The sequence below is a fragment of the uncultured Oscillibacter sp. genome, assembly GCF_950073225.1.
Classification (GTDB): domain Bacteria; phylum Bacillota; class Clostridia; order Oscillospirales; family Oscillospiraceae; genus Oscillibacter.
The window spans coordinates 21,006-45,049 of record NZ_CATMPS010000007.1; the positions used below are offsets into that span (position 1 = coordinate 21,006).

A 24,044-nucleotide genomic window follows, 5' to 3' on the forward strand; every position below is an offset into this window, starting at 1 on the left:
TCCTTACAGATGTTCCACAGCGGCCCGCTCCACCTCGAGCAGAGCCTTGTACCGCCGGATGTATGTGTTGAAGCCCTCCGCCAAGGCGGCGCTGGGCTGAACGGTGGTCCCGGCGGAGCCGGCGAAGACCCGTTTGCCCAGGAAATCCTCCAGGCGCTCGCCCTCCGCTTTTCGCAGCATATAAGCCGCCAGCAGGGCCATGCCGTAGGGGCCTCCCTCTCCCGCCGTCTCCATGCAGGCAACGGGGGCGCCGCAGGCGGCGGCCAGGTAGCTTTGTCCCACCACCGGCGTTTTGAACAGGCCGCCGTGGCCCGTCAGGGAGTCAATGGCCACCCCCTCTTCCGCCAGAATATCCATGCCGATCTTCAAGGTGGACATGGTGGCGTAGAGCTGGGCCTTAAAGAAGTTCGCCAGGGTGAAATTTGCCTCCGGCGTCCGGACTGCCAGGGGACGGCCCGCGTCCATATGGGTGACGCCCTCCCCGGCCAGGTAGTTGCACACCAGCACGCCGCCGCAGTCCGCTTCCCCTTCCAGGCTCTTTTCATAGAGCTTGGTGTACAGCTCGCCGGAGTCGGGATTCGCGCCGAACAAACGAGCCGCCTCCCCCAGGACGTTTACCCAGGCGTTGGTGTCGTTGGTGCAGTTGTTGCAGTGGACCATGGCCACCGGGGCGCCGGCGGGGGTGGTCACCAGGTCAATCTCCTCATAGACCTTCTCAAGGGGCTTCTCCAGAACGACCATCGAGAAAATGGAAGTTCCGGCGGAGACGTTGCCCGTCCGGGGGGCCACGGCATTGGTGGCGGTCATGCCGGTGCCCGCGTCTCCCTCCGCCGGGGCGAAGGGGATTCCCGGGACCAGCAGACCATCCAGCAGGGCCGCGCCGGATTCCGTGAGCATCCCGGCGGACTCTCCCGCCGTCAGCACCTTCGGGAGGAGATCCTCCAGCTTCCAGGGCAGGGCCTCCACCTTCGGCAGGGCGCTGAATTTCGCCAGCATCCCGGCGTCATACCCCAGGGCGGCGCTGTCGATGGGAAACATGCCGCTGGCCTCCCCCACGCCCACGGCGTTCACGCCTGTGAGCATGTAGTGGACATAGCCCGCCAGGGTAGTAATGTGGGCGATTTGGGGAACGTGGGCTTCTCCGTTCAGCACCGCCTGATAGAGGTGGGCGATGCTCCAGCGCTGGGGGATGTTAAAGCCGAACAGCTCCGTCAGCTCCGCCGCCGCCGGGCCGGTAATGGTGTTCTGCCAGGTGCGGAAGGGGGTCAGAAGCTTCCAGTCCTTGTCGAAAGCCAGATAGCCGTGCATCATGGCGGACACGCCCATGGCGGCGATGTCCTCCCGGCCCTCCACCTGGGAAAGGGCTGTTTTCAGCCCTGTCCAGACCTCCTCCAGGGGGTAGGTCCAAACGCCGTTTTTATAGCGGGAGGCCCAGGTGTAGTCCCCGGAGGAGACGGGCTGAAAGCCCTCGTCGATAGTCATGGCCTTGATGCGGGTGGAGCCCAGCTCAATGCCCAAACAGGTTTTCATCTCGTTCCCTCCTTACTGCTTGGCGGTATTCTTCCGCAAAAGCACGATGCTTTGAATCACCAGGAACAAACAGAGCATAGCCGCCACGGTGATGTTGGACCACCACGCCTCGTCAAAGCCCAGGGAGGAGACGATGCGCTTGATGGTGTTCAGGCTCAGGACGCCGAAGAAGGTGCCCGCCACGTTGCCCACGCCGCCGGTGAGCAGGGTCCCACCGATGATGGAGGAGGCGATGGCGTTCATTTCGTCTCCCGCGCCGTTGGCCACGTCGCCGCTTCCCACATGGAGGAAGTAGAGGATACCGCCCAGCCCCGCCAGAAGGCTGCACAGGATATGGGCCAGGAATTTGGTCCGGCGCACGTTGATGCCCAGCATGTTGGCGCTCTGGTTGTTGCCGCCCACGGCGTAAAAGCTGCGGCCCAGCTTCGTCCAGCGCAGGAGGCAGAAGAGAAGCACCACCGCCAGCAGGGCAATGACCACGCCCACCTCCACATAGGCCGGGATGTACTGGCCCAGCTTATTGGGGGCACCTAGGCCGGGAACGGTGATACGGGTGTCCTTTACCGCCAGGAAGCCCTCGTTGGTCACCCGGATGGGCTCCTTGCTGACGATGGTGGTCATGCCCTTGGCGAAGAACATGCCCGCCAGAGACACGATGAAAGGCTGAATCTCCAGATAGGCAACAAGATACCCCTGGACCAGCCCGAAGGCCAGGCCGATGCCAAGGCCGATGAGAAGGACCGTGAGGACGCTGCCGCCCTGCTGCTCCAGATTCACCGCGCCGGCCATGCACACCAGGCTTGTGACCGCGCCCACGCTGATGTCGATTCCCCCTGTGATCATGACGATGCTCATGCCGCAGGACAAAACGATCAAGGAGGCGTTGTTGTTCAGGATGTTTAGGAAGTTCTGGGGCTTGGTGAAGCCGCCGCCCAGAAACACAACGGCGGACAGATACAGGGCGAAGAAGACCAGGACCGTGATGGTGAGCAGCAGATTGGTATCGCTCATAGACGCCCGGGCCTTGATCCGTCCCTGCTTGTCAACGGCAATTCCTTTCGGCATGTCAGGACACCTCCTTCGCAGCCTTGACAGGCGCTTTTTTCATGCTGGAGAGCTTCTCCCGCACCACCGGGGCGCTGAGTACCACCAGCAGGATGACCACCACCGCCTTGTAAGCGGGCAGGGCTGTGGAGGGCACCTCATACTTGTAGAGCGTGGTGGTGAGGAACTGGATGACATAAGCGCCCAGGATGGAGCCGTAGATGTTGAACTTGCCGCCGGAGAGGGCGTTGCCGCCCAGGGCCACCGCCAGGATGGCGTCCATCTCGATGTTTTCCGCGATGCGGGAGTAATTGATGGAGCCGCTGCGGCTGACCCGGATGAAGCCCGCCACCGCCACGCATACGCCCAGAATCACATAGGTGAGCAGCTTAATGAGCTTGGGGTCCAGGCCGTTGAGGCGGGAGGAATTGGCGTTGATGCCCACAGACTGGGTGTAGAGCCCCAGAGTGGTGAATTTCAGCACCAGCCAGAACACCAGAATCACAAACGCGGTGATAAAAATAGGCGTGGGGACAGGGATGCCGGGCAGGAAGGTCCCCGCGTATTTGAAGGAGATGTCGTTCATAATGGGCAGCTGGTTATTATTGATCCAGGCGGCAATGGAGCGGCCGGCCGTGAACATAATCAAGGTAGCCACCATGGGCTGAATCTTGAAGTAGGCCACCAGGGCGCCGTTGAACGCGCCGAACAGGGCGGTTACCACGATGCCGATGAGGACGGCCAAAAGCAGCGGCATCTGGAGGGTATCGGCGGTAACCTGCCCGCCGCAGACCATCCGCAAAATGACGCTTCCCGCAATGGCCATCGTCGCGCCCACGGAGATATCCTGTCCGCCGGAGGAGGCGGTCACCAGGGTCATGCCGATGGCCAGAATCACCAGCTCCGAGGCGTTGTCCAGCACGGAGATGATGTTCCCGCTGAGCACCGGGTTGCCCAGGCTGTTCTCCTTGATGGAGACGGCGAAGAAGGACGGGTCGGCAATCAGATTAAACAACACCAGCAGGGCCAGCGCCGCAAAGGGGATAAAGAGCTGCTGCCGGACAAGCCGCTTGAAAAGGCTCTCACCGGGCTGCTTCAATTTGGTCTCGGGGTTCTTTACCGGCGTCATCATTCGTCACCTCCCGCAATGGTCGCCATAATCTTTGTCTGGGTGAGGTCCTCTCCCGACAGCTCGCCCACCGCCTTCCGGTCCCGCATGACGATGAGGCGGGAGCAGGTGCGCAGCATCTCGTCGATCTCCGAGGAGATGAAGGTGGCGCTGGTACCCTTCTCCGCCAGCCGCAGGACCAGCTTTTGAATCTCGATTTTTGTGCCGATGTCGATGCCCCGGGTGGGTTCGTCCAGAATCAGGTATTTGGGGTCCGTGAGAAGCCACCGGGCCAGGATGCACTTTTGCTGGTTGCCGCCGGAAAGGGACTTGATGGGGGTGTCCGCCGAGGCGGTCTTGATCTCCAGGAGCTTGATGTAATTGTCGGCGAAGGCCTCCGCCTGGGCCCGGGAAATGGGCCGGAAGAAGCCCTTCATCACCTGATAGGCCAGGATGATGTTCTCCCGGACGGAGAGGTCGCCCACAATGCCGTCGCCCTTGCGGTCCTCGGGCAAGTAGCCGATGCCAAGCTTCATGGCGTCCAGCGGCTTTTTGATTTTGACCTCTTTGCCGTCCATTTTCACCGTGCCGCCGGTGACGTGGTCCGCGCCGAAAATGGCCCGGACGCACTCGCTGCGGCCGGAGCCCAGCAGTCCGGTGAAGCCGTTGACCTCCCCCCGGCGGATGGAGAAATCAAAGGGCTTGATGCCCGCGCTGCTGCAAAGGCCCTGCGCCTCCAGCACGGGAGCGCCTTCCCGGCTGATCGCCTCGCCGCCGGACTCGCCCTTGATGTCGGCCATGTCGTCCAGCTCCTTGCCCAGCATTTTGCTGACCAGCTGGACGCGGGGCAGGGCCTCAATGACGTACTCGCCCACAAGCTGGCCGTCCCGGAGGACGGTGATCCGGTCGCAGACCTCGTAGACCTGCTCCAGGAAGTGGGTGACGAAAATGATGCCCACGCCTTTCGCCCGCAGATCCCGCATGAGGCCGAAGAGCTTCTGCACCTCCTGTTCGTCCAGGGAGGAGGTGGGTTCGTCCAGAATCAGCACCTTGCACTCCATATCCACCGCCCGGGCAATGGCCACCATCTGCTGCACGGCGATGGAGCAGGTCCCCAGCTGCTGGGTGGGGCTGGCGGGAATGCCCAGGGACTCCAGGATCTTTCCCGCGCCGCTGTTCATCTTCCTCCAGTTGGTGACCGCCCCTTTTGTGCGGCCGATATACATGTTCTCCGCTACGCTCAGGTTGGGACACAGGGTGATCTCCTGATACACCGTGCTGATGCCCGCGTTCTGGGCGTCCTGGGGGGAGCGGATGACTGCGGGCCCGTCCACGCCCTCAATGTGGACCTCCCCGCCATCCTTGGGGTACACGCCGGTCAGCACCTTGATGAGCGTAGATTTTCCCGCGCCGTTTTCTCCCATCAGCGCGTGGATTTCCCCCTTCCGCAGGGTGAAATCCACATCCTGAAGGGCGCGCACGCCGGGGAAGTACTTGCAGATGCCCCGCATTTCCAATACCGCGCCTTCCTGCATAGGGATTCGCCTCCATTCTTCAAATCGACAAGCGGCACGCGGCGCGGCTGCCATGCCGCGCCGCGTGCCGGGTCACGTGATGTTACGATTCGGACTATTTGAAATCAGGTGCCGTAGGTGTCCACATCGGCCTGGGTGAGGGTATCGCAGTCGAAGCCCTGCTCGGGGGTGTAGATGATCTTCTGAGCGGGGGCATTGCCGGCGGCCAGGTCCTTGATGATGCCGTCGACCGTGTCCGCCTGGAGGGGGTTGCACAGGCCCATGTAGTTCCAGCTGCCCTCCAGCACCGCCTCAAAGGCCCACTTGTCGCTGTCGAAGCCCATGACGATGACATCTCCGTCCTTGCCGTGGGTGATGCCCGCGGCGTCCAGAGCGGCCACGGCGCCCCGGGCCATGCCGTTGTTTTCCGCATAGATCACATTGAAGGGTTTGCCGGAGTCAATCACGGACTGGGTGATGGTGCGGGCGGTGGCCTCGTCCCAGTCGGCGGTCTGCTGGGTCACATAGTTCCAGTTCCCCTCGGCGGCGACCTTCTCGTCCAGAGCGCCGGTGCGGCCCAGCTGGGCGTCGGAACCCATGTGGCCCTGGATGTGGATGATGTTGTACTCGTCCAGGCCCTGGGCGGCCAGCCAGTCCACGGCGGTCTTGCCCTCGGCGGGCATGTCGGAGACGACGGCGGCTACGTACATGCTCTCGTCAGCTTCCAGCATACGGTCGAAGAGGATGACCTGGGTGCCGGCGGCCTGGGCGTCCTGAAGGACGGTGTCCCAGCCGGTGGTGGAGGCGGGGGAGAGGAGCAGGAAGTCCACCTCGTCCTGGACCATCTGCTGGGCGGTAGCGATTTGCTGGGCCGCGTCGTTGTTGTTGTAGAAGGTGGCCTTGTAGCCGTTTTCTTCGGTGAAGGTCGCCCGCATGGCCGCGTCGTTGGCGGTCCGGTATCCGGATTCATTGGGGTCGTTGTTGATGACGCCGACGGTGATCAGCTCGCCGGAGGCGTCGGCGGGCTCCTGGGCGTCGGAGCCGGTATCCGCCGGGGCAGAGCTGCCGCTGTCGGCGGGAGCGGAATCCCCGCCGCCATTGCCGCCGCCGCAGGCGGCCAGAGCCAAAACCATGCACAGGGTCAGCAGGAGACAAAAGACTTTCTTCATAACCAATTCCTCGCTTTCAAATTTTGGGTTCGCGCCGGACGGCCGTCCGGTTTCTGTAACTGCATTAAAAACGATTCCTCTCGCAAAGTCAATACGTTTTTGGTCATTATACCCACTTTTGTATGAGTAAATAGGACAAATTTTATACATTATGACAGATAGTAATACAAATTTTGATCTTTTCGGAGAAACAATTTCTCTTTAAGTTGAAAATTTTATGATTTGTCTTATAGATTCGTTTGTTTTCTTCTGATTTTCAAAAGAGCAGGGCAAATTTTTCCCTCCGGCAGATTGCCCAACTTTCAAAAAACAGTTGATTTTCTTTTGGTAAAAGGTAAAAAATTTTGCCCGCCAAACCGGAGCCCGACAGACGCGGCAAAAAAATTTGTGTTTTCTTTTGAACAAAGCGACAAAGTTCCAAAAAGTATCAACCTTTATTTTGGGCAGATTACCATTGACTCTTGGTATAATGAAAGCGATCCATGACGGGAGGAGGCGCAGGCATGGCGGCAAAATACCAGCTTCTGGCAGACAAGCTCCGGGAGGAGTTGGCCCGGAACAGCGGGCGGCCCGGATATAAGCTGCCCACAGAGCAGGATCTGAGCCGCCAGTACCATCTAAGCCGCCAGACCGTCCGCCACGCCCTGTCCCTCCTGGAGGAGGAGGGGCTGATCCAACGGCGGCAGGGCAGCGGCTCCTATGCCACCGGCCTCCTTCCCGGGGCGGCGCCCCGGCAGATCGCCGTGGTGACCTCCTTCCTGGACGATTACATATTCCCCGCCATTCTCCACGACGCCTCAGACGTCTTCTCCAGACAGGGCTACTCCACCGCCGTCTACGCCACGGAAAACCGGGTCAGCGCGGAGCGGGAAATCCTCCTCCGCCTGCTGGAAGAGCCGGTGAGCGGCCTTCTGGTGGAGGGCTCCAAAACCGCCCTGCCCACCCCGAACGCCGACCTCTACCAGCGCCTTCTCCAGACAGGCACGCCCATCGTCTTCCTCCACGGCGCTTACGCCGGACTGGAACGGGTTCCCTGTGTGTCGGACGACAATTACGGCGGCGGCTATCAGCTGGCCCGCTACCTGGCGGGACGGGGCCACCGGGAAATCGCCGGGATTTTCAAGAGCGACGACGTACAGGGCCCCCAGCGCTACCATGGAGTCGTCTCCGCCCTCCGGGACGCGGGGCTGTCCATTCAGGACGGGCGCTTCGCCTGGTACGATACCGAAGACCGCCGCCATCTTTTGGAGAAGCGGGACGGACGCTTACTGACCGATTTTCTCCAGAAGCGGCTGGAGGATGCCACAGCGGTAATCTGCTACAACGATGAAATCGCCTATCACCTGATCCAAGCCCTGCTGGAGGCGGGCCGCCGGGTGCCGGAGGATGTGGCGGTGGTCAGCTTCGACAACAGTTACCTCAGCCAGCTGGGCCCCGTGCCTATCACCTCCCTCAGCCACCGCAGCCGCATGGGCCGGGTGGCGGCGGAGCAGATGATCGGCCTTCTGCTGGGCGAGGCGGCCCGGTCGAAATCCCTGGAATGGGAGCTGGTGGCGCGAAGCAGCGGATAATCGGACAAAAGGGCCGGGAACGGATGCTGGCATCCGTTCCCGGCCCTTTCTCAGTATTCCCGGCTTTCAATCAGCGCCTTGGTCAGGTTCTCCGCGGTGAAGGTTTGTTCCTCCACATAAGAATGCTTATCCGGCGTCCGGCCCGCCTCCATGTCCTGGATCACCGTCTCCACCAGCGGCCCCAGGAGGGGATTGCACTCCACCGCCAGGGCGATCCTTCCGTTCAGGCACTCCGCCAGCGCCCCCCGGGTGGCGTCGAAGGTGATGACGCTCACACCCTCCCGGCCGCAGGCATATCCCCGTTCCTCCAGGGCCTGAAGGGCTCCAAAGGCAATGTTGTCGTTCTCGCAGTAGACCACGTCGATATCCCCGCTCCCCGGCAGGGAGGAGAGGTATTCCGTCATGACCTCATAAGTTTTGGCCTGGGTGAAATCCCCGTCCAGCTGGGTCAGCAATTCCCAATTCTCGTGAGCCTCCACGGCCTCTTCCAGCGCCGCCGTGCGGCCAAGCTGGGCGGTAGAGCCCAAGGTTCCTTGAATGTGGATGATGCGGACAGGGCCCTCCGCCTCCCGAAAGGCGTCTTCCATCCAGGCGGCGGCCAGCCTCCCCTCCTTTAAAAAGTCGGAGCCAATGTGGGCGGCATAGAGGCTCTCGTCTCCCACGTCCGCCATGCGGTCCACTAAAATGACGGGGATCTCCGCCTCCTTCGCCTCTTGGAGCACGGAGTCCCAGCCGCTTTCGCTGATGGGCATCAGGACGATATAGTCCACCTGCTGCTGAATAAATTTTCGGATGGCGGTAATCTGGTTTTCCTGTTTCTGCCGGGCATCCTCGAACAGGAGGCGGTAGCCGCGCTCCTCGGTGAACACCGCCTTCATCGACTCGGAATTCGCCACCCGCCAGTCGGACTCCGCCCCTACCTGGCACATGCCGATGACCGTCAGGTCCTCATTGGACGAATCGCCCTGGGGATTCATCCCGGCTCCGCAGGCGGAGCCGAATAAAAGGCTCAAAGCCAGCAGCGCCGTCAGGAACGTGCGTTTCATGCTTCCTCCTTTCCCCGGCGGGGAATCCGCACCGTCACGGTGGTTCCCGCGCCCTCCCGGCTGGAAAGCGTCAGCCCATAGGGCGGGCCGAACAGCAGCCGCAGCCGCTCGTGGACGGTCACCAGGCCGAAGCCCACCCGTTCCCCCTTCTCAATCGCCCGGTTCAGCTCCTCCAGCCGCGCCGCGGTCATCCCAGCGCCGTCGTCCGTAATCTGGAGGAGCACGGCCGCTCCCTCCGCCTGGCTGGCAATGCGGATGCAGCCCCTGCCCCGCTTGCGCTTGATGCCATGGTACAGGGCGTTTTCCACCAGGGGCTGGAGGGTCAGCTTGGGCAGGCGCGTCTCCCGCAGGGCGGGGTCCATCCGGATGGTGTAGTCCAGGATGTCCTTGTAGCGGGCCTGCTGGATTTGAAGATAGCTGCGGACATGCTCCTCCTCCTCCCCCAGGGTGATGATATCCTCCCCCCGGCTGAGGGAGTGGCGGAAGAAGTTGGAGAGGTCGGAAACCATCTCCACCGCCGCCTGGGGCCGGTTCGCCTCAATGAGCCAGATGATGGTATCCATGGTGTTGTATAGAAAATGGGGATTGATTTGGGCCTGGAGCAGCGCCAGCTCCGCCTTGCGGAGGCTTGCTTGTTTCTGAGTAGTCTCCTGGATTTGGGCGTTGAGCCGGGCGATCATCTGCTCCATGCCCTCGCTGAGGGTCCGAATCTCATAGGTTTCCGAGCGAACCGGCTCCCGGACCGTCAGGTCGCCTCCGATAACGTCCTCCGCCCGGCGGCTCAGGTCCACCACCGGCTGGGCCACGGATCGGCTCAAGTGGACGCTGTAGCGGACCAGCAGCGCGATCAATACGGCGGACAGGAGCAGCACCAGCAGAATTTCCGCCGCCATCTGCCGGGAAATCTGCTGCTGGAGCAGGTTCAGCTGCACCGACTCATAGTAGAGGTAGTTGTACATATATTCCTGAATCAGGGCGGTGAGGACGTAGACGTTGTTTTCCAGCTGCATCTGCCGGCTGTCATAGCTTTGGGTTTGCTCAATCTGGTAGATCTTCTCCTCCAGATTTTCGCACAGGTCCAGCACGCTGGTGACGGCCTGGAGGCTGTCCTTCTGGCTGGTGCTGTCCAGCAGGTCCTTCGCCAGGGCCTGGGCGTCTTGGACCTCCTGGATGGGCAGGCCCTCGGAATACCGGCTTTCGATGACGTAATAATACATCTTGAGATCGATGTTTTCCTTGAAATCCTGGTTGAACTCCGAGGCGGTGGTCACATTGTAGAGGAGGTTTTTGTACTGGCTGTTGTAAACCAGCGCCAGCGCCAGTGTCACCGCCAGGACCGCCGCCATGAAGCTGCAGGACACCACCGCCATGCGGCGCATCCGGCTCTGGATGGAATCCGGGCGGCTCATGAGCGCTTTCCTCCCCGGTAATCCCGGGGCGTGCAGCCCTGGGTCTTTTTGAACAGGAAGCTGAAATAATGGGGGTCCTTATATCCCACCGCCGCCGCCACCTCGCCGGAGCGCTTGTCCGTGGTGCGGAGCAGCTCCTTGGCCCGGTCCATCCGTTTCCCGGTGACATATTCGGTGAAGGTGGCCCCGATCTCCTGGCTGAACACCGCCGAGAGGTAGTTGGCGGAGATGTTCACCTCCCGGGCTACCTGGTTCAAGGAGAGGGATTCCTCGGTAAAGTGGTTGTCAATGTAGGCCATCGCCTGCTTGAGAAGCTGGCGGCACTGGCTGCTGGACGCCTGGTCCCGCAGCTCCACCATCCGCAGCAAAATGGCGGAGAAATAGCTTTTCAAGTCCGCCGCCGTCACGTTCCTCCCCACCAGGTCCAGGCAGGTCAGGGGCGCGAAAGCCTCCTGCCGTCCCACGCCCAAAGAGGCGGCGAAGCGGTCCGCCGTAAAACGGACGGAAAGCATAAGGTACTGGCAAAACGGCTTGGACCCCAGGGCCTCTTCCACGCTGTGGATGTATTCGTCCGTGAAACTGGGAATTTCCTGGGCGCTGGCGCTCTGCATCACGCCCAAAAGAATGGCCGGGTCCACCTTGCCGGCGTCCAGCCGGTCCAGCTGGCTGTTCCCGCCGCCAGTGCCGGTGAGAAAGCTGACGGAGTCCGCCGTCAGCACATGCTGCTGGGGCAGGATGTGCCGGTAGGCCCAGAGGCGGGAGACCTCCTCAAAGCAGGCGGGCAGGGTGCTGAGCCGCTGGGTGGGGCGGCCGATGGCCACATACCAGTTCTGCTCCGGCGCATAGGCGGCGTATTGGCTCCGCACCGTCTCCACGCAGCGCCGGGCCAGCTCCTCCATTCGGGCGGTCTCGCCCTTAAGGAGCACGGCATAGGTGGTCAGGTTCCAGCGCAGGAGGATGTATTCCGGGTATTTCAGAAAATGCTCCAGCAGGGCGTCCCGCAGGCGGGCTCCCGGTTCGGAGTAGACTTCCGCCGAGCCGGAGGACTCCGGCAGAACGGAGAAAAAGGCGATGGTATAGCACTGGGCCCGGAGGTCGATGTCCAGCTTGGCCGCAGACTCATAGATTTCCTGGACGGAGAGCTGCCCGGCCACCACCCGCTCGAAGAAGACCCGGCGGGTGTACTGCTCGTACTCCTCCGCCTCCTGGTGGAACTGGGCCAGATAGCTCCGGTTGGCCCGTTCCCCCTCGATCTTCTTCTTAAGCTCCTCCAGCACGTCCAGCAGGGCTTTTTTCGTGATGGGCTTTAAAAGGTACTGGTCCACACCGATGCTGATGGCCTGCCGGGCATACTCAAAGTCGTCGTAACCGGAGATGATGATGATTTTCATCTCCGGAAATTCTCGCCGGACCAGCTCGCTGAGGGCCAGGCCATCCATAAAGGGCATGCGGATGTCCGTGATGAGCACGTCCGGTTTCAGCTGGCGGATAAGGGGCAGGGCCATCTCCCCGTCCCCGGCCTCCCCGGCGAAGGTATAGCCATATTGGGCCCAGGGCACGGTGTCCCGCAGAGTCTCCCGGATGATGCTCTCGTCCTCTGCTAAAAATACGCGCAGCATGATGATCCCCCTCCGCATCGCCGCTCGGTGCGCTCCGGCTGTTTTATTTAGGATACCATATTCTGCCGTGGAATTCTACAAAAGATTTTTAAGGGGAATTGGCGCCGCCGCAAAGGCCGCGGTGGGTTCTCTGCTCCGGGGAAATTTTTTAGGAAAAAGATTGTTAAAAAAATTGACAAGTTACCGATTATGAGCTAAACTATAACTGTTATGACAAATTCTGATTGGGAGTGAGGGCTTTGAAGAAAGAAAATGTCTCCGACGCCGTTATCCGGCGGCTGCCCCGTTACTACCGGCAATTGACCGAACTCTGCGCCAAAGGCGTGGTGCGCATCTCCTCCCATTCTCTGGGGCAGGAGATGAACATCACCGCCTCCCAGATTCGCCAGGACCTGAGCTGCTTCGGGGAGTTCGGACAGCAGGGTTACGGCTACAATGTGGAGGAGCTTCACACGGAAATCGGCCGGATTCTGGGTGTGGACAACAATCATCATCTGGTGATGATCGGCGTGGGTAATCTGGGCCACGCGCTTTTGCAGAATTTCCCCTTTGCCCAGACCGGCTTTACGGTGGACGCCGCTTTCGACGTTTCGCCCGCTGTCACCGGCACCCGGGTCAACGGCGTTCCGATCTATTCCATGGACGAGGTGGACGATTTCATCCGTTCCCACAGTGTGGACGTGGTGGTGCTGACGATTCCCCAGTCCATCGCCCAGGAAACGGCGGACCGGCTTGTTGCGCTGGGAGTCCGGGGCTTCTGGAATTTTACCAACGTGGAAATTATCTGCGGCCAGCCCGACGTGAAGATTGAGAACATCCACTTTGCCGACAGCCTGCTGACCCTGAGCTACCGCATTGCCAACCGTTGACAAAGGAGAAAGGAACCCTCATGCGGAAAAAACTGCTCGTCCTGGTCCCGCTGTGCCTGCTGGCTGCCGCCGTTTGGGCCGCCGCTGCCGGGGACGCCGGGGACCCGCTGGCCTCCTTGTCGTATCTGAATGGAGCTTTTACCAATAAGGTGGACGCCGCCGTGGACGCCCGGCTGGAGAACGGCGGGGCGCTTTCCGGGGGGGACGGGGGGATTTCCTCCGCGCCCATTGGGGCGGCCGCCGCTTGGACGGAGCGCCGCGTGAAACAGGAGGATGTTTTACAGGCTGTTACCGGCGACGGCGTGCTGCTTCTGGCGGGAAGCGGGAAGGTCGGCTATTCTTCCGGAGCGGTGGTGGATGTGACGGACGGGACGGTGATCCCCAGCGGGGGAAGCCTGGTGCTCCGGCACCGCTACCTGGTGGCGGAGGACACCGCCGCTGATTTTACCATTACCAGCAAGACTGCCGTGGTGGACTGGCAGGGGTCTTGCACCTTCTACGACTCCACCTCTACGGATTACAACGCCATGGCCGCCGCCCTGAAGGCCATGCACCTCTTCCAGGGCAGCTACACCGGCTACGGTCAGGGCTTTGACCTGGAAGCGGCCCCCACCCGACTTCAAGCGCTGATCATGTTCATCCGGGTGCTGGGGGAGGAGAGCGAGGCCCTGACCTGGAACGGGACTTGTCCCTTTAACGATGTGCAGCCCGGGACCAACGGGGCGAAATACGTGGGCTATGCCTTTGAAAAAGGCTATACCAACGGCTACAGCGCTACGGAGTTCCGCCCCTCCGGCCCGGTGAACGCCCGGCAGTATACGGAGTTCGTCCTTCGGGCCCTGGGCTACAGCTCCGCCGCCAACACGGATCTCTCCGACGCGCTGGCCCGGGCTCAGAGCGCGGGCCTTCTGACGGAGGGGGAGGCGGCCATGCTCCAGCGGGACCCCTTCCTGCGGGCGGAGCTGGTGTACGTCTCCTATTACGCGCTGGAGGTTCCGATAGCCGGTACGGGCCTGACGCTGGCCCAGCGGCTGATGGACAAGGGGGTCTTTACTCAGTTTGAGCGGGACGCCGCGCCGCCGGTGCTGAACTGGCGCTTGTAGTAATGTAGTAATATGTGTGCGCCGCCCTCGGGAGGGTCTTCCCGGGGGCGGCGTTAGTCACCTCCAAGGGCGGGGGGCATATGATGAACTGGGACCGCTCCGATTCGGTCTACATCTCTCAGGAGGTTTCATTATGTGCAATAACGGCTTTGGCGGCGGAAACTGCTGCTGGATCATCATCCTGCTGATCATCGTCTGGTGCTGCTGCGGAAACAACAGCTGGGGCGGAAGCACCGGCGGATGTGGATGCGGCTGCGGGTGCAGCTGCGGCGGATGCAACTGTGGCGGATGCAACTGCGGTGGCTGCAACTGCGGCTGCAACAACAACTGCAACCCCGCTCCCTGCTGCTGACCTGCTTTTCTCGAGAGAAAAGTAGGCAAAAGAGCGTTCGCGCGCTCTGATAGCCTGGTGATAGACTAGGCTGGAGCGACGGCAACCGGGTGGCTGCCGTGACGGTACTTTTTTACCAATGACATAACTAAAGCCCCGGGCCCAACAGGGTCCGGGGCTCTTTTCAGGGCTCCTTGGGCTTTTTGAGAAGCGCTTTCGTCAGCTTAGCCCCGGCCCAGCCCACGGCGGCGCCCAGCAGGACGCCGCCCAGGACGTCGGTGGGCCAGTGGACGTAAAGATACAGCCGGGAGAAGGCCGTCACGGCGGCCAGGGCCAGGGCCGGACGCCACAACGGGCTGCCGGAAAACCGCAAGGCAAAGACCACGGCGAACGCCGCCGCCGTGTGGCCGGAGGGGAAGGAGGCGTCCCCCGGCGGGGGGACCAGCAACGGGAAGTCCGGGCGGAAGGCAAAGGGCCGGACCCGGCCGATCAGGGGCTTTAAAAGGATGTTGCACGCAATCAGATCCAGGGTCAGGGCACAGGCGGCGGAGAGGCCGTATGCCCGCTGCCGCCGCATGAGGAGCAGCACGGCGGCGAGGAGAATCCAGATTTCCCCATGGTTGGACAGGCCGCTGACAAAGGGCATCAGCCAATCCAGGAAGCCGCAGCGGAGATGAAGCTGTATCCAGGCCAGGATTGTCAATTCCAGTTCCATAGAGTCCTCCTTATGCAATGCGGGCGGGGCCGCGGCGTCATGCCGCGGCCCCCGTTTGGCTTGCTGAGAAGAATGATTATTCCAGGACCGCGCCCCGGGCGGCGCTGGTCACCAGCTTGGCGTACCGGGCGGCGTAGCCGGTTTTGATTTTGGGCTCCGGGCAGACCCACTTGGCCTTCCGGGCCGCCAGAACGGCCTCGTCCACCTCCAGGGAGATGGAGCATTTGGTGATGTCGATGGCGATGGTGTCCCCGTCCTCCACAAAGGCGATGGGGCCGCCCTGGGCCGCCTCGGGGCAGACGTGGCCGATGGAGGCCCCCCGGGTCGCGCCGGAGAAGCGGCCGTCGGTGATGAGGGCCACGTCCTTGTCCAGGCCCATGCCCGCGATGGCGGAGGTGGGATTCAGCATCTCCCGCATGCCGGGACCGCCCTTAGGGCCCTCGTAGCGGATGACCACCACGTCCCCGGCTACGATTTTCCCGGCGTAGATGGCGGCGATGGCGTCCTCCTCGCAGTCAAAGACCCGGGCGGGGCCCTTGTGGATCATCATTTCGGAGGCCACGGCGGAGCGCTTCACCACGCAGCCCTCCGGGGCCAGGTTGCCCTTCAGCACGGCGATGCCGCCGTCCTGGGAGTAGGGGCTTTCAATGGGGCGGATGAGCTCCGGGTTCCGGTTTTCCACCCCCTCCAGGTTCTCGGCGATGGTCTTTCCGGTGCAGGTGATCAAAGAGGTATCCAGAAGGTTCTTTTTCGTCAGCTCCTTCATGACGGCGTAGACGCCGCCCGCGCCCTCCAGGTCCTCCATGTAGGTATCCCCGGCGGGGGCCAGGTGGCAGAGGTTGGGGGTCCGGCTGGAAATCTCATTGGACATGTCCAGGTCCAGCGCAATGCCGCACTCATGGGCAATGGCGGGGAGGTGGAGCATGGTGTTGGTGGAGCAGCCCAGGGCCATGTCCACGGTTTCGGCGTTGTGGAAGGCCGCTTCGGTCATGATATCCCGGGGGAGGATGTTCTTTTCCACCAGCTCCATGATCTTCATGCCCGTGTGCTTGGCCAGCCGCAGCCGGGCGGACCAGACGGCGGGGATGGTGCCGTTGCCCCGGAGGGCCATGCCGATGGCCTCCGTCAGGCAGTTCATGGAGTTGGCGGTGTACATGCCGGAGCAGGAGCCGCAGGTGGGGCAGGCGTTGTTCTCATAGTCCTCCACGCCCTCCTGGTCCAGCTTCCCGGCGTAGTAGCTGCCCACAGCCTCAAACATGTGGCTCAGGCAGGTGCGCCGCCCGTCGTTCAGCCGTCCCGCCAGCATGGGGCCGCCGGAGACAAAAACGGCGGGAATGTTCAGCCGGGCGGCGGCCATGAGAAGGCCGGGGACATTCTTGTCGCAGTTGGGGATCATGACCAGCCCGTCAAACTGGTGGGCGATGGCCATGGCCTCGGTGGAGTCGGCGATGAGATCCCGGGTGATGAGGGAATACTTCATGCCCACATGGCCCATGGCGATGCCGTCGCACACGGCGATGGCGGGAAACTCCACGGGGGTGCCCCCGGCGGCCCGGACGCCGGCCTTCACGGCCTCGGCGATTTTGTCCAGGTTCATGTGGCCGGGAACAATCTCGTTATAGGAGCAGACCACGCCGATGAGCGGGCGCTCCAGCTCCTCCTTGGTGTAACCCAGGGCGTAGAACAGTGAGCGGTTGGGGGCCCGTTCGATGCCCTGGGTGACGTTGCGGCTGCGTTCTTTCATATGAATTTGCCTCCTATGTGTCCGGGCAGGGCCCGGGAAAATCGGTTTCAGTACCGGATTTTTATCATAATATAGAATCCCGCCCCTGTCAAGACGGGAGAACGCTCCACCGGCAAAGCCGGTGGAGCGTTTAAAAAGAAGGCGCGGATCGTTAAATCGTGTTTAGGAAGCGGAGGAAGGCCTCTTTGCCCTCCGCTGTCCGCTTGTAGACCCCGGCGTGCTCCAGCACCTGGGCGAAAACCAGGCCGGTTTCCTTCTGGACGATTTCCGGGGCGTTCTCCGCCGTAATCGTATAGTTGGGAGCGAAGGCCTCCGCCCAGCCGGCGTGTTTGGCGGTTCTCTCATCCGCACGGAGGTCCCGGCCATGGACGAGGCCGTCTGCCACCGCCGCCAGCTCCTCCTTCAGCCGGGCGGGGAGCACCGCCAGGCCCATGACCTCAATGAGGCCGATGTTCTCTTTTTTGATGTGGTGAAGCTCGTCGTGGGGGTGATAGAGGCCCAGGGGGTACTGCTCGGTGGTCAGGTTGTTCCGCAGCACCAGGTCCAGCTCGAACTTTTCTCCCCGCCGCCGGGCGATGGGCGTGATGGTGTTGTGGGGCACGCCGTCCGTCTCGGCGAGGATGACCGCCGCCTCGTCGGTGTAGGCCCGCCACTTGCCCAGGATCTTGTCCGCCAGGGCGATAAGCCTGTCCGGGTCTTCGGAGGAAATTCGAATGACGGACATGGGCCACTTTACGATGCCCGCCTCCACGTCCTCAAAGCCGGGGAAGGTAAAGGAAGTCTCCACAGGGGCCGTCTCCATGGCGAAGGTGTACCGTCCGCCCTGGAAGTGGTCGTGGGCCAGAATGGAGCCGCCCACGATGGGAAGATCCGCGTTGGAGCCCACAAAGTAGTGGGGGAACTGGCGGACGAAATCCAGGAGCTTGCCGAAACAGGCCCGGTCGATCTTCATGGGGGTATGAATCTGATTGAAGCAGATGCAGTGCTCGTTGTAATAGACATAAGGGGAGTACTGCAAAAACCAGGGAGAGCCGTTGATGGTGATGGGGACCACCCGGTGGTTCTGCCTTGCGGGGTGGTTCACCCGGCCCGCGTAGCCCTCGTTTTCCGCGCAGAGCTGGCAGCGGGGGTAGTTGGAGGCGGGGAGGTCCCGGGCGGCGGCGATGGCCTTGGGGTCCTTCTCCGGCTTGGAGAGGTTGATGGTGATGTCCAGGTCCCCGTACTCCGTGGGGGCCTTCCACTGCATGTCCCTGGCGATGCGGTCCCGGCGGATGTAGTTGGTGTCCTGGCTGAATGTGTAATACCAGTCCGTGGCGGCCTTGGGGTCCCGGGCGCACAGGGTCTGGAACATCTCGATCACCTGGGCGGGGCGGGGGGTGAGGCGTCCCATGATTTCCGTGTCGAAGAGATCCCGGTAGACCACGGAGTTTTCCGCCAGCACGCCCCGCGCGTGGGCGTCGTCCAGCAGCTCCTCCAGCACGGGGGCCAGTTCTATGCCGGCTGGGTCCCAGGTATGCTCCGGTTCCGTATAGCTGTCCAGCTTTAACACATCCAGGATGGTGTTGATGGCCCAGGTGCGCTCATATGCGGCGATAAGGCCGGCGTGTTCCGCGTAGTCCGCCAGCTTGGCAATCGCTTCGTTTACCATGATTTTGCTTCCTTTCTGCCTTTACAAAAGCCTTTTGTAAACCGTCAGGCCACCACCACGCAGCCGCCCTGGGGCCGGACCCGGAGCACATGGCACATGCCGGGGCCCAGCAGGGCCTCCATGCCGGAACGGAAGGCGTCCAGCTTTTCCAGGGGGACAAAGGCCTGAATCGTCCCGGCGAAGCCGCCGCCGTGGACCCGGATGGACCCGGTTCCCTCCAGCAGCTCCCGGCCGAAGGCCAGGGCCAGGGGGATGGCCTGCTGCCGGGGGTCCGCCGTGGACCAGGTGTTTTGAAGGTGCAGGGAGGAGGACACGCCGGAGGCGTTTACCAGGGCCAGAAAGGCCGCGAAATTCCCCTGCTCCAGGGCGTCCGCCTCCTGGACGGCCCGGCGGTCGTCATCGTAGAAGTGAAGGGCCCGGAGGACGGCCCGGTCGCCGCACTCCCGCCGCAGGGCGGGGATGGCCGCCCGGAAGTCCGCCTCTGGAACCTCCCGGAGGAGCTGCTTGCTGAAATGGACCGCCACGGAGCGCATTTCCCGGGTAATGTTGGAATAGTCCTCCGTCAGGTGCTTGGCGCTGTGGTCGGAGCCGGTGTCCACGATGCAAAGAGCGTGGCCGGAGGCGGCGAAGTCGTAGGAGATGGGCCGGACCACCGGGTCGGCGGGATCGCCGAAGTCGATGGCCACCGCGCCGCCCACGGAGGAGCCCATTTGGTCCATCAAGCCGCTGAGCTTGCCGAAGTGGACGTTTTCGGCGTACTGGCCGATTTTCGCCAGCTCGATGGCGTCCAGCTTCCCTTCGCAGAAAAAGTGGTTGATGATGTTGCCGATGAGGATTTCATAGGCGGCGGAGGAGGAGAGGCCGGAGCCGGAGAGGACGTTGGACACGGCGCAGGCGTCAAAGCCGCCCACCGCATAGCCCCGCTGGGCGATGCCCGCCGCCACGCCCCGGACCAGGGCGGCGGAGGAGTTGGCCTCCTCGGGCCGGGGGCTGAGGTCGCTGAGGTCCACCTCCAGGGTGGGGTAGCCCTCGGACTGGACCCGGATGACGTTTTGCCCGTTGGGGGCGGCGCAGGCCATCATGTCCATGTCCACGCTGGCGCAGAGGACGTGGCCCCGCTGGTGGTCCGTGTGGTTGCCCCCCAGCTCCGTGCGGCCGGGGCCGCTGAAGAGGGCGGCGGCGCCCTTGGGGGCGAAGGCGTCCGCCAGGGCCTGGGTGACGTGCAGGGCCCGGGCCCGGGCCTGGGTCAGCCCCCCGGCGGTGTAGACGGCGGCGAGGGGGGCGTCGCACTGGCCCGCTTCCAGGGCTTGAAGCAGTTGATTGCAGGAATACATCAGGATCGGCCTCCTTTCTTTTTCAGTGTCCAGTATAGTAAATCCGGCGGAGAAATTCAATGCCTACTTTCCCGCTTTGCCCAAAATCCGCAGAAAATTTCCCCGGGCTACCAGCTCCCGCTCCTTCGGGGACATGCCCAGGCGCTCCAGGCAGTCCAGGAAGGCCCCGGCGTGCCCGCAGTCCTCCAGTCCCCGGGCCGCCTCGTTGCCGGGGGAGCCCATGAACTCGCAGAAATCGAAGCCGCAGGCCACATGCTCCACGCCCATGACCTCCGCCATGCGGGCGGCGTGGAGGGCCAGCGTTTCCGCCGTTTGCCGTTCCGGGTCCTGGTGAACGAAGTTGTTATAGGCGTTCACGCCCACCACGCCGCCGCTGTCCCGGATGGCCCGGAGCTGTTCGTCGGTAAGGTTCCGGGGCACGTCGCAAAGCGCGCGGCAGTTGGAGTGGGAGGCGATGACCGGGCCGCGGGCCAGCCGCAGGACCTCCCGGAATCCGCCCTCGTTCAGATGGGAGACGTCTATAAGAATCCCCAGGTCCTCCATCCGCCGGAGGGCCCGGCGGCCCAGGTCCGTCAGCCCCTTGGCGGGGTCCTGGGCGGCCCCGGCGGCGAAGCGGTTTTCCTCGTTCCAGGTGAGCATCCCCAGCCGGAGGCCCAGGGAGGCCAGCCGGTCCAGCTCCTCCGGGCCCTCCAGGCCCTCCATGCCCTCAATGGCCAGGAAGGCGTACAGCTTTCCCTCCGCCCGGGCGGCCTCCGCCTCCGCCGCGGTGCGGACCACCGCCAGCCAGGGGCACTCGGCGAATTCCGCCTGGGCGCAGGAGAGCATCACCTCCAGCCGGTGGGCGGCGCGCTCCGCCCCGGGGACACCCTCCCAGAAGGTTTGGCCCTGCCCCCGGCCGTACCAGAGGGCCAGGACCAGGCCCTCGATGCCGCCCCGGCAGAGGCGGTCCAGGTGGCGCCGTTCCAATACACGGGATTCCCCCGCCAGGCGGCGGCGGGTCACGTCGTAGAGAAGATCGGAATGTCCGTCAAAAATCATAGCAACGCTCCTTTCGCCCCGGCAAAAGGGCCGGGGCGCTTTATTATTTCCGAGCTTAAAGCTCGGAAATAATAAATTTGATTCAAGCCGTTTTGCTCGCCACTGTAAACAGCGGCAACCGCAAAACATGGCACATATTACTTCCGGCCTTTCCGTTCGGAAGTAATATTGTATTCCAAACGAGGGCGGAGGTGCAAGGGGCTTTTCGGCTTTTTTTCGAAAAATCTCGTCTACCCCCTATGCAAAACCGGAAAAATACGTTAAAATAGTAACCGCTGTAAAACCCAGAAGAACGGCATATTCGGAAAAGGGAGGTCACACGATGACAAAACCTGTATACCGGCGGGTGCTGCTGAAAATCAGCGGCGAGGCCCTGGCCGGAGACAAGCACGCCGGATTGGACTTCCAGATGATTGGCCGGGTCTGCGACGTGGTGAAGGAATGCCTGAACCTGGGCGTTCAGGTGGGCCTGGTGGTGGGCGGCGGCAACTTCTGGCGGGGCGCCAAGGACGGCGGAGGCCGCATGGAGCGGACCCGGGCGGATCACATGGGCATGCTGGCCACTGTGATGAACTGCCTGGCCGTGGCCGACGTCTGCGAGCAAAAGGGCATTCCCGTCCGGGTGCAGACGGCCATCGAGATGCGGCCCATCGCCGAGCCCTACATCCGCTCCCGGGCCATCCGGCATTTGGAAAAGGGGAGGGTGGTGATCTTCGGCTGCGGCACCGGCAACCCCTTCTTTTCCACGGACACCGCCGCCGTCCTCCGGGCCGCCGAAATCGGCGCGGAGGTCATCCTGCTGGCGAAAAACGTGGACGGCGTGTACTCCGCCGACCCGGTGAAGGACCCCGGCGCGGTGAAATACGACACCATCAGCTACGACGACGTGCTGGCCCAGCACCTGATGGTGATGGACACCACGGCCACGTCCCTCTCCATGGACAACCACATTCCCGTGCTGCTCTTCGCCTTGAAAGACCCGGAGAACATCCTCCGGGCCGTCTGCGGCGAGAAGGTGGGCACGATTGTAAAAGAATGACCGGAAGCATACGCCGGATTTGAACAATTGAAAGGAGCGTCTCCATTATGTTAAAGGACGAATACAAGGTATACGAGGACAAGATGAAAAAGAGCATCGACTCCGTGGCGGCGGACTTCGCCTCTGTCCGGGCGGGCCGGGCCAACGCCTCCGTGCTGGACCGGATTCTGGTGGACTACTACGGCAGCCCCACCCCCATTCAGCAGATTGCCGCCATCTCCTCCCCGGACCCCCGGACCCTGCTGATCTCCCCCTGGGACGGCTCCGCCCTGAAACTGATTGAAAAAGCCATTCAGAACTCCGACCTGGGGATCAACCCCCAGAACGACGGCAAGGCCCTGCGCCTGGCCTTCCCTCAGCTTACCGAGGAGCGCCGGAAAGAGCTGGTAAAGCAGATCCGCAAATACGCCGAGAGCGGCAAGGTGGCGGTGCGGAACATCCGCCGGGACGCCATGGACAACTTTAAAAAGCAGGAGAAAAAGTCCGAGATCACCGAGGACGAGCTGAAGCAGGTGGAAAAGGACTTCCAGAAGCTCACCGACGAGAGCTGCAAGAAGCTGGACGAGCTGCTGGCGAAGAAGGAAAAGGAACTGATGGCGGTCTGATGGCGGAAAACAAGAACGAAACGGGGCGGCTGGCGCCGCCCCGCGCTAATGGAGCGGCGCGGGGGGAAACCGGCGGGAATCTGCCGGCCCCGCCCCGCCACATTGCGATCATCATGGACGGCAACGGCCGCTGGGCCACGAGACGGGGCCTTCCCCGGACGGCGGGGCACAAGGCGGGAGCGGAGACTTTCCGGAAAATCGCCACCTACTGCAAGGATATCGGCGTGAAGTACCTGACGGTCTACGCCTTCTCCACGGAGAACTGGAAGCGCTCCGAGACGGAGGTTTCCGCCATCATGGCGCTTTTGAAGAAGTACCTTCTGGAGGCAGTGGACACCATGGAGCGGGACCACATCCGGCTCCACTTCTTCGGGGACATGACTCCCATCGCCCCGGAGCTGCGGACCCTGGCCCGGGAGACGGACGAGATTACGGAGCACCTTTCCAAGGACGATTTCCAGGCCAACGTCTGCCTCAATTACGGCGGGCGGGACGAGATTCTCCGGGCGGCGCGGCGCTTCGCCGCCGACTGCGTCGCCGGGGTAAAGAAACCGGAGGAGCTGGAAGAGGCGGTCTTTTCCGGCTATCTGGACTCCCGGGGCATCCCGGACCCGGAGCTGATCATCCGCCCCAGCGGGGAGCAGCGGCTGAGCAACTTTTTGCTGTGGCAGTGCGCCTATGCGGAGTTTTACTACACGGACACCCTCTGGCCGGACTTCGACGAGAAGGAGATCGACCGGGCCATCGCGGCCTATCACGCCCGGGACCGGCGGTTCGGCGGCGTGAAGTAGGGAGAAGGGAGGAAGCCCCATGAAATCGAGGATTCTGGTGGCCGTGGTGGGTATCCCGGCGCTTCTCTATGTGGTCCTGGCCGCACCTCCATTTGCGATGCTGGTCGCACTGCATCTTCTGGCGGGTATCGGGGCCATGGAACTCCAGCGTTGTGTCAGCGGCGTGAAAGAAAGCGGGATGGTGGCCTTGAGCGTCATCACCGCAGTCTTTACGGTGGAGTGGTATTATGATCGCCCCGCCCATGCGCCCATGCTGTTTTTGCTGGAAGCCCTGGTGTTTTTCGGCTACGCCATTTTCAAGGGCGGAAAAGTCAAATTCAACCAGATCATGGCGGGGCTTTTCGGAAGCATTGCCATCGGCTGGTCCTTCGCGTCCTTCCTCCGTCTGGAGGCCTCCGGCATTCACCGGGCCTATCTCCTCCTGCCCTTCATCTTGAGCTTCGCCTGTGACACCTTCGCCTTCTTCGCCGGGCTTACCCTGGGGAAGCACAAGCTGGCCCCTAAGGTCAGCCCCAAGAAAACCATTGAAGGGTCCATCGGGGGCCTGGCGGGAAATATGGCTTGCGGCCTGCTGTTTGTTTGGGTCATGGACCGCTTCTTCGGCGGTTCCCTCATTGGATACGGGCCCATGGCGGCGCTGGCCCTGTTCTGCGGTGTTGTCGCCCAGGTCGGGGATTTGAGCTTCTCCCTCATCAAGCGGGAATTTGGGATCAAGGACTACGGGCATTTGTTCCTGGCCCACGGCGGCGTGCTGGACCGGTTTGACAGCGTGCTGTTCGTGGCCCCGGTGTTAGAGATTATTTTCAGCTTTCTGTAA

Annotated in this window: 21 protein-coding genes; 8 read left to right on the forward strand and 13 right to left on the reverse strand. The window is 62.5% G+C overall.

Annotated elements, in window-relative coordinates:
• Positions 1 to 3 precede the first annotated feature (3 nt).
• The 5 genes from Q1M04_RS05640 to Q1M04_RS05660 form a co-directional block, all read right to left on the reverse strand.
• A complete protein-coding gene (locus Q1M04_RS05640; RefSeq protein WP_293279489.1) occupies positions 4 to 1,530 on the reverse strand; it encodes a xylulokinase in 1,527 nt (508 codons plus the stop codon).
• 12 nt (positions 1,531 to 1,542) lie between these two features.
• Complete coding sequence (locus Q1M04_RS05645; RefSeq protein ID WP_293279488.1) at positions 1,543 to 2,595, reverse strand: ABC transporter permease; 1,053 nt, start codon at positions 2,593 to 2,595, stop codon at positions 1,543 to 1,545.
• Position 2,596: 1 nt separating this feature from the next.
• On the reverse strand, positions 2,597 to 3,706 hold the full coding sequence (locus tag Q1M04_RS05650) for an ABC transporter permease (protein WP_297997631.1): 1,110 nt from the start codon (positions 3,704 to 3,706) through the stop codon (positions 2,597 to 2,599).
• The gene (locus Q1M04_RS05655; protein WP_293279484.1) at positions 3,703 to 5,217 is read right to left on the reverse strand and encodes a sugar ABC transporter ATP-binding protein; all 1,515 of its coding nucleotides are present in this window, start codon (positions 5,215 to 5,217) and stop codon (positions 3,703 to 3,705) included. The genes Q1M04_RS05650 and Q1M04_RS05655 overlap by 4 nt, the downstream gene beginning before the upstream one ends.
• Before the next feature lie 104 nt (positions 5,218 to 5,321).
• Positions 5,322 to 6,365, reverse strand: a complete 1,044-nt coding sequence (locus Q1M04_RS05660; RefSeq protein ID WP_204790393.1) for a substrate-binding domain-containing protein — start codon at positions 6,363 to 6,365, stop codon at positions 5,322 to 5,324.
• Between the two features lie 503 nt (positions 6,366 to 6,868).
• On the opposite strand from Q1M04_RS05660, the gene Q1M04_RS05665 reads away from it, so the two are divergent.
• A complete protein-coding gene (locus Q1M04_RS05665) occupies positions 6,869 to 7,936 on the forward strand; it encodes a GntR family transcriptional regulator (protein WP_297997627.1) in 1,068 nt (355 codons plus the stop codon).
• Between the two features lie 50 nt (positions 7,937 to 7,986).
• Here Q1M04_RS05665 and Q1M04_RS05670 read toward each other — a convergent pair whose 3' ends face one another.
• From Q1M04_RS05670 to Q1M04_RS05680, 3 genes are read right to left on the reverse strand one after another with little or no spacing between them, the layout of a single operon-like run.
• Positions 7,987 to 8,982, reverse strand: a complete 996-nt coding sequence (locus Q1M04_RS05670) for an ABC transporter substrate-binding protein (protein WP_295756324.1) — start codon at positions 8,980 to 8,982, stop codon at positions 7,987 to 7,989.
• Positions 8,979 to 10,391 (reverse strand): sensor histidine kinase, encoded by a 1,413-nt coding sequence (locus Q1M04_RS05675; protein WP_297997624.1) that lies wholly within the window; start codon positions 10,389 to 10,391, stop codon positions 8,979 to 8,981. The genes Q1M04_RS05670 and Q1M04_RS05675 overlap by 4 nt, the downstream gene beginning before the upstream one ends.
• Complete coding sequence (locus tag Q1M04_RS05680; RefSeq protein ID WP_293279475.1) at positions 10,388 to 12,010, reverse strand: response regulator; 1,623 nt, start codon at positions 12,008 to 12,010, stop codon at positions 10,388 to 10,390. Before Q1M04_RS05680 ends, Q1M04_RS05675 begins: the two co-directional genes overlap by 4 nt.
• Before the next feature lie 230 nt (positions 12,011 to 12,240).
• On the opposite strand from Q1M04_RS05680, the gene Q1M04_RS05685 reads away from it, so the two are divergent.
• The 3 genes from Q1M04_RS05685 to Q1M04_RS05695 all read left to right on the forward strand — a co-directional run bounded on the left by Q1M04_RS05685 (position 12,241) and on the right by Q1M04_RS05695 (position 14,334).
• A complete protein-coding gene (locus Q1M04_RS05685) occupies positions 12,241 to 12,879 on the forward strand; it encodes a redox-sensing transcriptional repressor Rex (protein ID WP_363323652.1) in 639 nt (212 codons plus the stop codon).
• Between the two features lie 20 nt (positions 12,880 to 12,899).
• A complete protein-coding gene (locus Q1M04_RS05690; protein ID WP_297997621.1) occupies positions 12,900 to 13,982 on the forward strand; it encodes an S-layer homology domain-containing protein in 1,083 nt (360 codons plus the stop codon).
• A 133-nt stretch (positions 13,983 to 14,115) separates the two neighbouring features.
• The gene (locus Q1M04_RS05695; RefSeq protein WP_293279470.1) at positions 14,116 to 14,334 is read left to right on the forward strand and encodes a hypothetical protein; all 219 of its coding nucleotides are present in this window, start codon (positions 14,116 to 14,118) and stop codon (positions 14,332 to 14,334) included.
• 163 nt (positions 14,335 to 14,497) lie between these two features.
• Here the strand turns inward: Q1M04_RS05695 and Q1M04_RS05700 are convergent, their stop codons facing one another.
• The 5 genes from Q1M04_RS05700 to Q1M04_RS05720 form a co-directional block, all read right to left on the reverse strand.
• Positions 14,498 to 15,028 carry a phosphatase PAP2 family protein gene (locus Q1M04_RS05700; RefSeq protein WP_297997617.1) on the reverse strand — a complete coding sequence of 177 codons (531 nt, stop codon included), beginning with the start codon at positions 15,026 to 15,028 and terminating at the stop codon, positions 14,498 to 14,500.
• 76 nt (positions 15,029 to 15,104) lie between these two features.
• Entirely contained in the window at positions 15,105 to 16,772 is a 1,668-nt protein-coding gene (ilvD, locus tag Q1M04_RS05705) for a dihydroxy-acid dehydratase (RefSeq protein ID WP_297997614.1), read from the reverse strand.
• Positions 16,773 to 16,923: 151 nt separating this feature from the next.
• Positions 16,924 to 18,420 (reverse strand): UDP-glucose--hexose-1-phosphate uridylyltransferase, encoded by a 1,497-nt coding sequence (gene galT / locus Q1M04_RS05710; RefSeq protein ID WP_297997612.1) that lies wholly within the window; start codon positions 18,418 to 18,420, stop codon positions 16,924 to 16,926.
• 44 nt (positions 18,421 to 18,464) lie between these two features.
• Complete coding sequence (locus tag Q1M04_RS05715; RefSeq protein ID WP_293279955.1) at positions 18,465 to 19,754, reverse strand: galactokinase family protein; 1,290 nt, start codon at positions 19,752 to 19,754, stop codon at positions 18,465 to 18,467.
• A gap of 63 nt (positions 19,755 to 19,817) precedes the next feature.
• Complete coding sequence (locus Q1M04_RS05720) at positions 19,818 to 20,792, reverse strand: dipeptidase (RefSeq protein ID WP_297997609.1); 975 nt, start codon at positions 20,790 to 20,792, stop codon at positions 19,818 to 19,820.
• A 322-nt stretch (positions 20,793 to 21,114) separates the two neighbouring features.
• On the opposite strand from Q1M04_RS05720, the gene pyrH reads away from it, so the two are divergent.
• The 4 genes from pyrH to Q1M04_RS05740 are packed head-to-tail and all read left to right on the forward strand — an operon-like array spanning position 21,115 to position 24,044.
• The gene (gene pyrH / locus Q1M04_RS05725; RefSeq protein WP_293279953.1) at positions 21,115 to 21,831 is read left to right on the forward strand and encodes a UMP kinase; all 717 of its coding nucleotides are present in this window, start codon (positions 21,115 to 21,117) and stop codon (positions 21,829 to 21,831) included.
• Between the two features lie 47 nt (positions 21,832 to 21,878).
• On the forward strand, positions 21,879 to 22,436 hold the full coding sequence (gene frr / locus Q1M04_RS05730) for a ribosome recycling factor (RefSeq protein ID WP_297294426.1): 558 nt from the start codon (positions 21,879 to 21,881) through the stop codon (positions 22,434 to 22,436).
• Positions 22,436 to 23,227, forward strand: coding sequence for a polyprenyl diphosphate synthase (gene uppS, locus Q1M04_RS05735; RefSeq protein ID WP_297997607.1), 792 nt, complete (start codon positions 22,436 to 22,438; stop codon positions 23,225 to 23,227). Before frr ends, uppS begins: the two co-directional genes overlap by 1 nt.
• 19 nt (positions 23,228 to 23,246) lie before the next feature.
• Positions 23,247 to 24,044 carry a phosphatidate cytidylyltransferase gene (locus tag Q1M04_RS05740; protein WP_297997605.1) on the forward strand — a complete coding sequence of 266 codons (798 nt, stop codon included), beginning with the start codon at positions 23,247 to 23,249 and terminating at the stop codon, positions 24,042 to 24,044.